The sequence below is a fragment of the Klebsiella sp. GW_Kp181 genome (assembly GCF_040062315.1).
GTDB lineage: Bacteria > Pseudomonadota > Gammaproteobacteria > Enterobacterales > Enterobacteriaceae > Klebsiella > Klebsiella oxytoca.
The window spans coordinates 165146-174409 of sequence record NZ_JBEAFR010000085.1 but is presented as its reverse complement, the minus strand read 5'-3'; the positions used below and the strand labels follow the sequence as shown (position 1 = coordinate 174409).

The following is a 9264-nucleotide window of genomic DNA, read 5'->3' as shown; positions in this document are numbered from 1 at the left end:
CCAGCAGCAGGCGGACTTTGTGGCGCCAGAAACGGGTATAGCGGCGGCGGAGATACTGACGCAGTTCAGTAAGATAATGCGAATTTGCATCCAGGGTTTGTTGATGTGTGGCGGGTCCTGGATGATAAATCTTGTTTAAAGCCTCGGCTCGCGCCAAAGCATTCCAACCTTGCAGAATAAAAGGTGATAACCACATCAGTAAAAACCACGCTCCTGCAAGGTATAGCAGGAACATTTGTAATGTGAAGGGAGGTAAACCGAGCGCGTCCTTTAAAAACCAATACAGGCAACCAATAATCACCAGAAATAGAGTGATCGTTACTGAACACCAGATGAACTGGCGAAAAAGAGAGCCTTGATGTTCCTTATCATTTATCAATGGTAATTACTCCAATAATACATTTACGCATTTGATCCTGGGCTATCCATCCACATGATTGCCCAGCCTCAAGGCTTCTGAAGGCAGCCATAGAAATTGCAACAAATGGGGACATTTGCTGCAGGTCCCCCCAATATGGGGCAAGGATGTGTTCCAGCGTCGGCCATCCTCCCGATTGCAAATATTCTGCTGCACGGTTATTAAATGACAGACAGTGTTCAGGCGGAGAAGTCATAAGGGAAATTTTTTCAACCTGCCTGGTTAGCATCAGGGCGGTTTCATCTGGAATATCCTGCCGTTCAGCACGTTGCACGATAACTTTTTTTTCTACCCCGACGCACCAGACAAACCCTGCTTCTCCGGTAATCTGCGTAGAGTCGATGTGGCTCGCCGAATAAATGCCAGCACACAGTAATCTATTTTTATGCCGGGAGAGACGATGGTAATGGTCGATAGCATCATCTAACTGATCGATATCGTTCAGCGGTAAAAGCGGCTGCTGAAACTGCCATCCTGAATCACATAACGTCTGCATAAACTGTTGCCCCGCTTGTGACGAACCACACCAGTACAACGCCTGAAATACTGGAGGACATGAGCTTTTTAATGCGTATGTCTCAATCAACGTGCGCACTAAATGTCGAGTTAATGCCGCCTCCCGGCGCCAAATGTCGTTTTCCAGTATTTGTGGGCAACGCAAAACCCTGAAACCATGCTGGGTTATTAAATATTCTGGCGGAGAGCTATCTCGCGCCAGAGCAGCCAGATGATGCTCTGGTTTATCACCGCCCGGCCCCAGCAAACACCATGGTTCTATCGGAAGTCCGGCCGCTCGTTGCCGCCACCATCGCACTTCCTCCTGCTGCAGTATATGGCGATAAGCCCGTTGATTCCCCGAAGCCACCTGATAAATCAAGACTCGTGCAGCAAACAGAAATCCGATAAAAAGGGTAGGAAAAACGGCAGTCCAGAACCAGAATTCTGCAGTATGGGTGGCCTTGTCTAAAGGCCATAACCAGAGGATAAAAAATGTAAACAGTAAATTACCCACCAGCCATGCCACTCCCCAGCGTTTTTTACAGGGGGGAACAACTCCCCGGTAATCAGGATAAAGCCGCGGATATTTCATAGCGCGATATCCATCTCCTGTAATGAACTCACCAAAGCGCAACCGCAGGTGCAACGGTGTCCATCCAGAGCAACAGACTTACCATCAATCATGGTTCCTGCTGCTCCCTCAATAATTGTTGTAGCTCCATGCTTATTGCACTGCACCGCATCCCCCACGCGGGCAATAGGCTTGCCAAAAGCAAGATATTTCCCGGATAAGACAGTTCCACCATATTCCCGTAAAGTATCGCCCTGTCGGACTATTTTTTTTAACGCGCTCATTGCCGGCTATCTCCTGTTACTGGCTGGCTCGACAAAGTTATTTAAATTTTCCACCAGTTCATCCAACTGTTTTTTATCACTCGCTGCTTCTTGCTGATTATAAATTTTGCGTAACTGGGTAACATTACGCGTGGGGAAAACTATATTCACATATAGCGGAACCTGGCATATCATTTCGCCATTGATATCGGAAACAGGACATGTTTGCATAGAAGACATATGCCTTACTTTCTCGACCACGCCACGGATAACTTTCCCGCCCATTTCACGGATCTTTTTATTTCTGGCAGCGATAGCCTCATTCTCCAGGTGCTGCGCCTGTGCCGATAATTCCATGCCGTCTTTCATGACGTTTCCTAACTTATCCACACCCCGATCCACTGCGGCAAATGCTTTATTTTCCTCAGCAACTAAATAAATATTTACGCCAATAAGCACCTCGCCACCTTTTTGGCTCATTTTTAACAAAGAAGTCTCTTTATTAGCATCATCCCCGCTATAAATGGTACGGTAGCGAAAATAACCCGCCCACAGTTCGCGATACCCCAGACTAGATTGCATAAACCACGCACGTGAATCATGAATATGATCGTCATACAACTTACAAACTTGGGCATAGTGACTATCATCGGTAATCGCGCCACGATCGTCTTTAAAGAGTATTCCTTTTAACGAGTTAGCCGCGGTTTTCATCTGCGTATATTCAGCCGCCTGATCGTCAGGATCGAAGATGTACGTAATCCTCCCACCGATGCCATCAACCAGCATCTGCCATCCACCGCCAGTGTTATTCCGCGTCATGCCTACCGTGTAAGGAGAGAGAGCGTGATAATCTGCACGAAATTCGTCCGCTGCCTGCTGCAACTGCTGCTGATCGAGAGCAGGTTCGAATATTGGTACTCCCGGCGTATCCGGTATTATCTTGCGAGCCTTTTCACGCTCATTCTGTTTTTCATCACGCGCCCTCTCACTTGCGTCACGGTGCTGCTGGTCCGTATCCCCACTATTCCATGCCGCTTCCTGATAAAAGGACTGACGCTGGTAACTGCCATTCGCAAAACGTCCTATACGCCAGGCAGTTATCCACGCCATCTGCTGTTCAATCACATTTTCCAGCGCATGCTTCAGGTCAACAGGTTGATAACCAGAGGTGGCGTTCTGCGGCAGGTCTGGCTGCAAAGTGGTGCGCCAGGCATTGAAGCGCTCGATAAGCGGTTGTTTGATTTTAAATTCCTGCAGAACGTCCTCACTCATATTCCGTGAAGGCTTACGCGATACTAAATCGGGCGGGATCATCTGTTCCGGTACCATCAGGGGGGCGCCCATAGCAAAGGCTGCGGCATAAAGATCGTGCAGCACAATCTGCGAGAGAATCAGCGCATCCTCAACGCTCTTCCCCTGCTCCCCCCGGGCATAGCCGCCGCCCACGTCAGAGTGAACACCAGGGTAAACCACCTCAAAGGTACTGGCGGGGTAATTTCCCTCCGTGCGTCTGACAGAATCGAGCGGAAAGCACAAACGCTGCTCGTGAGCGGAGACAAAATGGCAGCAGCGCTGAATAAATCCGGGGAATTGACTTTCATCCGGCAGCGCCAGATTATCATCCGCCCACGCCATATGCCCCTGAAATCCAGGGGCTATGCGTGCAATCCCTACCGAGGCCACGGTGTCGCAGAGACCAAGAAACTCAACGGCTATCGGCCAGCCCAGCAGAGTGGGTTGCGGAGTTTTCTCCTGTAGCAATGCCGCATCCAGGATGTCCGTTAACCAGTTCACAAAGGCGCGCGCCTCGGCGGCGCCGCGGGAGAAACCGTAGATAAACAGCTTGATTTTGAGGATTTTCGGCTGATGGGTTTTCGCTCTAGCGCGCAGTGGGGCAAACAGGTGACGGAATACGACCTGCCGCCTCATCGTTCTTATTGGTTTGTTTACTTTCGCCTTGCCTGCCATGTCCCTTGAAAGAGACTGTGCCAACCCCTTCGCTTCGCTATCACCCAGACGTTCTCCGGTTAATGTATGCCTGACGGCATCGACAATGCGCAGCAGTGCCCAATTAATTCGCGCCTCTCCCCCCGTGGCATATCTTAACCCCGCATCGCTAAAATCCAACTCGCCAATTTCCGGAAAAGCAGTCCCCACACCGGGTATATAGTAGCTATAATATCCGCTATCGATATCTTCAAGCGCCGTATGATAAAGTCGGGCGATATTGCTGGGGTTCGGTCTTTTTGCCTCAGCGCTTGCTTTTTCATTATTATTAGTGCCGTCAAAAAATAGGCTGACATGCAGGCTTTTACAACAAGGAGGGGTATTATTAAGACCATTTTGCGCATTCAGCGTTAGTTTAAACTCCTTCTCCTCACGTGTCTGTAAATCTACATTGGCTTGTACCAAGTCAATATTTTTGGGCAACCGGCCTTCAGCGGGGAAATACGGAGGTGCTAAAACCGACCTGACATTCATTTGGGGCATTGCTCAGGCTCCTCCATTTCACGGGGCTCTTTAATCGGATATTCAGCGGCACCATATGTTTTGCAAGAGGCAGTAACCTTGATTTGATTACAGGGCAAAAAATGGACGGTTAATCCGCATTTCCTGTCACCGTAGTCGGGAATATCGACTGTGGTGTAGTGTTTAACCCTCCCCTCTATAACTTTTTTTTCCCATGCCTTATATTTCTCCCAATCCTCATATCCAGGAAAGTTGATTATGTCTGAAGTCGTACTGACCACCCACACAACATCAGCCTTTAAACCTGGTCGCCATTTATCAGGCAGGGAAATGCAACAAGCTCCTCCCTTTTCCCCGAAGGAACCAATATTCGGCCCGATACTGCCGTTGACGCTGAAGCCGGGAATCTCCTGGCGTGTATGGTTAACCCCACGCAAATCACCGCTGCTCCAGGTTTCCGGTTGTTCACAACTGGTCAATAATAATGCCGCAAACAAAAACAGCGTATAGCCCCTGCATTTAGTAAGCATCTTGATCATATTTATTTTTACTCTTTGTCTCACTCATGTAGGCGCATGCTGGCTTTAGGATACACACCAATGAATTATGCGCGAAAAATTACAGAGCCATTATTAATCAGGTCTCTTCTTTTTATCGATGGTTTGCTGTTCACCCCCCCCTCCCGATAAATACTCACTAAAAAAGCGCTCATTATCAAGCGGTTTTTCTTCATCCATCATCTGCAATCGCTGCCACAAATGATTAAATAATGTTTGCTTTGTAAACTCAGGATGCCTGAAGTGATATTTTCTGATAAATCCTTCGATATCACTAATCATACCTAATTGGCTGTATTGAGCATCGGTAAGCGTTAATAATGTCGTCTCGCTAAAGTTATATTCACAGTTTTCACCCCGAAACCAGACGGATTGCCCATCGCGATTACGCCAGCTCCATAGTTGCGCAATATGTAGAAAATAATTTTTTTGTTGCTCAGTCAATACTGACGTTACCAACGCCGGGAATACTCGGGTATCATAAAATCGCATTAAGCCCTTACGGCCCTCCCATTCCGCAATAATCAGGTTCTGCAAATGTTTTGCCAACGAACTAAAATCACACACAGAAAAAAAGAGCAATATTCGCGCCGGATCATTATATTGCCGAAGTAAGGCTGACAACCACTCTTTGTGCTGCCATACATCAATACATAATTGCAAAAAAAGAGGCGCATCTTCAATAAACTCATTTTCCGGTTCATTCTCTAATAGCGAAACCCAGGCAATCTGCGGTTGAAACCGCATCAAATCATGAACTAAAGAGGGGGCATCCCCAGCCTGATCCACAATAATATTTACTGACACGGTATCCAGACAAGCACACACTTGTTCGATCTGTTTTAACCAATTTAATATTGAATTATCAGTATCTGCGTCCATTTGATATCCTTTTAGTTAGCGAGGGATAAATCCAGCGGCAGCTTCCTGTGCTTTACATAGACACTCTTTACAAATCGATTGTGGGAGTTCTGGTAATGGAAAGTCCTGCCTTGTCGGACCTTCAAATACATGTTTTCCCTTAAGGCTTAACAAACCAGGCCCATGTATTTCAATTCGACCATCGGGAGACAACCGAATATACGCGCCACCGCATGCCAGGGTAATCCCATTTTTGGCTGTCAATTGCAAATGGCCCTGCGTGGACTGAATAGTAATATCTTTGAGCGCAGTAATAGACAGAGTATCTGTATGCGATTCCAGTTCGCAAGGCCCCTTACCAGAGACAATCCTTACTCCCTCTGTTTGAGCTAATAAAGAAATAGCGTAATTAGCATTAAGCGCAATGCGTTTGCTGCTGGCAATATGTACTTCGCCCATACTTTGGGCATAGAGTGCTTTCCCCGTCTGTAGCATCACTGTATCCGGACTGACAATCCCTACTCCAGCAGGGGCTGTCAACAACATAGCGGGTTTTTGAAGCCGTTCGGCCGCTTTTAAATAGTCACGTAAGCATTGTGCGTCGGGTTGCACGTTATGATGACTCTCAGCAATCTCTCCCCACTCAGTAGCCTGATGAATAGCACCTTTAACAAGGCTTATTGCTGACCCCATCTCAAGTACCTGCCCCTGCGCTTTCATCTGCGCATCAGCGGTGATGAATATCCCTTTCCCGGCCCGTATCGCTCCGTAGCTGTCGGTACGCAGCTCGAATCCCTCCCCGCGCGGCTGTTTTCCGCCGTCCACCAGATGCCCCAGGTTCAGCTGGCTCTTGCCGCCGTACTCCGTGCTGACCTTGATGTGCTCTTTTCCCCGCGCGTCGTCGAGGCGGATTTTGTTGTTCGCCGGCGTGCGCAGCACGTTACGTTTATAGTTCCGGATGGTGACAGGGTCCGGGTGCGCCGAGTCGTGCAGGACACCGGCTATATACGGCCGGTCCGGGTCACCCTGTTCAAAGGCGATGGCCACCTCGGTGCCCGCCAGCAGCGGCAGATGCAGGCCGTACGTGTCACCGGCATACGGGCGCGCCTGGCGTACCCACAGACTCTCTTCCCCCGGCGGCCAGTGGTCGCGGTCGAACAGCAGGTTGACCCTGTAACGCCCGTCGCGGTCGATATGGCCGTAGATATCACTGCTTTTCGTGCTGGTGACCCGCGCCGGCAGCGTCCCGGCCATCACCGGCCTGGCGATACTGGCCGGGCGGAAGCCGTAATCTTCCGAATACGGGATGGCGTGGAAGGCCACCTCAAAACTGCGGTCGCGCCGGCCGCGGCTGTGGATGTGGGTTATCACCACCCTCTCACGGAAGGTGCCGGTGACCTCTTCGCCGCCGCTCACCTTCAGTTCCTGACCGGGGGCGAGCGTCGCGCAGCTGCTCTTTGCGCTCAGCCGGGTCTGGTCGTTCAGATAGCGCTCGTGACGCAGGCGGGCATAAAACGCCCCGCTCTCCGGCGCCGGGTCGCGCGGATGGCTGTCGCCCGGCGTCAGGTAGTTATCCCCCCAGTGGTACGCCTCGCCGTAAGTGGTGCTGTCGCCCCGGCTGACATCGATGCTGAGGCTCATCTCCGCCGGCGCGTTGCGGTAGTTATAGTCCCGGGTGAACACCGACTGCGGCACCACGCGATGCCGGCTTTTCAGCGCCCACACCGACTCGGTACCGCTGTCGTGCTGGCCGGAGGGCGGCACCGACGGCAGAATCAGTCCCAGCCCGTCGTGCCGCTGGTCGTCGTAAAACTCCACCACGTCAATGTTCAGCCGGGTGTCGGCGGTGAAGCGGAACCAGATACCCACCTCACTCAGCAGGCGGGTGATAAAGCGCAGGTCGTCCTCGCCGTACTGCATCACCTGCTCGCGCCGCGGGTACGCCTGCGCCAGCGTGAAGATAAAGTCCTCCCCGCGCATGCCGTGGCGGGTGCGCAGGATATGCTCCACGATATCCGGCACCGACATATCCTGGTAAATCCGGTTCTGGTGGCTCCGGGAGAGCAGCGCCAGACGCGGCTGCAGAGTCAGGGAATAATGCGTTTCGTCCCGGGAGGCGGAAAGGCGCTCAAACGCCGTCACCACGCCCTGAATCGTGCGTACCGGCTGCCGGATTTTTACCCCGAAGCCCTGGTCAACCGGGGCCTGCAGGGTGAAGGCGGCATCCTGCATCAGCATCTGCTGCGGCGTGAGGGTTTTGTCGGCGCTGGTGAATTCAATCTGGTAGCTGAACGGTTCGCTCAGGGCCTCATCGCCTTCAAAGGCCAGCACGTCCAGGAGGGCGCGGCAGCCGCGCACCGTTAACAGAGGATGGTTGTGGCTGAACTGCTGCGCCGGGATATCACTCATTCGCTCACCTCTTTCTCAAACGTCATCGCAGGCCGCTCCTCTTTATTGCAGGCCGGAACCGGGCCCGTCTGCGCCGGCTGACAGTGACCGGGCAGGATTTGCCCGCACGCCCGGGTCTGGCGCACTCCTTCTACAGCACAGGTACAGCCGGGATTAAGTTGGCGTTGCGGCATGGCGGGGTTTTCACAGGAATCTCTCTTTATCGTTTGCGGGCACGCTACCGCCCGTCGCTGTTCACTTACCAAAGCGCATCAGGTCTGACAGGCTGATTGTGTGTTTTTGCCAGGTTCGCGCATTTCGTCAGCTAACGCTTCTGACCACCCAGGGGCTTTTAAAATATTTCCAGGTTATTTCCTGAAAAGTAGCGTTATTAAGAAGCCAGCAATTAGAGCGGCGTCGCCAGCATGGCGCGATGTTACGATCTCTTCGACCAGCTATTTCCTGATTAAAGTCTTTAATACAGGCAACATTCAGCATCAACTTTTATTCCGAACCGTCCCTGCCAGCATATTTTGCACGTTGAAGCTTATGTCCGGGCTAAATTAAAATAGCCCGACATTGAAATAATTTTTATTGATAATGATTTTTTCTCCTTCAGAGAATAAACGGCTGCTGTATTACGACCGACAATCGCTGGTGGTAAGAAGTTTTAGTCGTAGATCGACACTCCTCTGTACGCCACCGATATACAGTCTTAAGGGTAAATTAATACGTTAACCCGGCTTTTATTCTGAGTCGTAGTGGCCATAGCAATCTCTTCCTTTGAGGGACCTTAGAGAAAAATAATTGAATAGCCTGAATAAAACCATAGTAGAACAAAGCATTGTAACAGGTCAACCAGTAAGCCTCCCGCTTTTAACCAGGGTTTCAATTAAGAAATTCAACTCTCTGAGAAAAAATACTAATTATTCATTCCGCGCAATGACTAAATTCATAGCAGACGTATGAATAAACATTGCATTCATATATAAATAAAACCATTTAATTGATATAAATCAATGCACGCAAGGGATAATAATTATTCCTGAAACTGAAAACACTCAGCACAATCAGTAGACGTTTAAATATTGTCATGCATACCCGCTGCAAGGGAATAATAATAGAGGGTATTAATATCGTGATAATAATGGAAAGAGAATTTCATATAAAAGAGCCAAATAATACCAGGCAGTCTCAACGACTGATTACTCGTCCTGGCGAGCCGGACAGAGAAAG

At 50.2% G+C, this 9264-nt stretch carries 8 protein-coding genes; all 8 read right to left on the bottom strand.

All coding sequences use genetic code 11. The features are described from left to right. The coding region (locus tag ABLV11_RS25870; RefSeq protein WP_237761165.1) for a hypothetical protein at positions 1-379 on the bottom strand (379 nt) is incomplete at its 3' end. Next, a complete protein-coding gene (locus tag ABLV11_RS25865) occupies positions 369-1508 on the bottom strand; it encodes a hypothetical protein (protein ID WP_126489358.1) in 1140 nt (379 codons plus the stop codon). The genes ABLV11_RS25870 and ABLV11_RS25865, both read right to left, overlap by 11 nt. Then, complete coding sequence (locus ABLV11_RS25860) at positions 1505-1771, bottom strand: PAAR domain-containing protein (protein ID WP_016809482.1); 267 nt, start codon at positions 1769-1771, stop codon at positions 1505-1507. Before ABLV11_RS25860 ends, ABLV11_RS25865 begins: the two co-directional genes overlap by 4 nt. A 6-nt stretch (positions 1772-1777) precedes the next feature. Beyond that, positions 1778-4243, bottom strand: a complete 2466-nt coding sequence (locus ABLV11_RS25855) for a DUF2235 domain-containing protein (protein ID WP_126489359.1) — start codon at positions 4241-4243, stop codon at positions 1778-1780. Continuing rightward, on the bottom strand, positions 4231-4761 hold the full coding sequence (locus ABLV11_RS25850) for a DUF3304 domain-containing protein (RefSeq protein WP_049128287.1): 531 nt from the start codon (positions 4759-4761) through the stop codon (positions 4231-4233). The genes ABLV11_RS25855 and ABLV11_RS25850 overlap by 13 nt, the downstream gene beginning before the upstream one ends. A 93-nt stretch (positions 4762-4854) precedes the next feature. Beyond that, positions 4855-5661, bottom strand: coding sequence for a DUF4123 domain-containing protein (locus tag ABLV11_RS25845; RefSeq protein ID WP_224250619.1), 807 nt, complete (start codon positions 5659-5661; stop codon positions 4855-4857). A 15-nt stretch (positions 5662-5676) separates the two neighbouring features. Beyond that, positions 5677-8049: a type VI secretion system Vgr family protein gene (gene vgrG, locus ABLV11_RS25840; RefSeq protein ID WP_126489360.1), complete on the bottom strand. Its 2373-nt coding sequence runs from the start codon at positions 8047-8049 to the stop codon at positions 5677-5679. Then, complete coding sequence (locus ABLV11_RS25835; protein ID WP_158414355.1) at positions 8046-8222, bottom strand: hypothetical protein; 177 nt, start codon at positions 8220-8222, stop codon at positions 8046-8048. The genes vgrG and ABLV11_RS25835 overlap by 4 nt, the downstream gene beginning before the upstream one ends. Between the last annotated feature and the right edge of the window lie 1042 nt (positions 8223-9264).

Bases quoted from the DNA above. Each gene is read 5' to 3' on its own strand.
- ABLV11_RS25865 (WP_126489358.1), bottom strand. From the start codon at position 1,508: ATGAAATATCCGCGGCTTTATCCTGATTACCGGGGAGTTGTTCCCCCC.
- ABLV11_RS25860 (WP_016809482.1), bottom strand. From the start codon at position 1,771: ATGAGCGCGTTAAAAAAAATAGTCCGACAGGGCGATACTTTACGGGAA.
- ABLV11_RS25855 (WP_126489359.1), bottom strand. From the start codon at position 4,243: ATGCCCCAAATGAATGTCAGGTCGGTTTTAGCACCTCCGTATTTCCCC.
- ABLV11_RS25850 (WP_049128287.1), bottom strand. From the start codon at position 4,761: ATGATCAAGATGCTTACTAAATGCAGGGGCTATACGCTGTTTTTGTTT.
- ABLV11_RS25845 (WP_224250619.1), bottom strand. From the start codon at position 5,661: ATGGACGCAGATACTGATAATTCAATATTAAATTGGTTAAAACAGATC.
- vgrG (WP_126489360.1), bottom strand. From the start codon at position 8,049: ATGAGTGATATCCCGGCGCAGCAGTTCAGCCACAACCATCCTCTGTTA.
- ABLV11_RS25835 (WP_158414355.1), bottom strand. From the start codon at position 8,222: ATGCCGCAACGCCAACTTAATCCCGGCTGTACCTGTGCTGTAGAAGGA.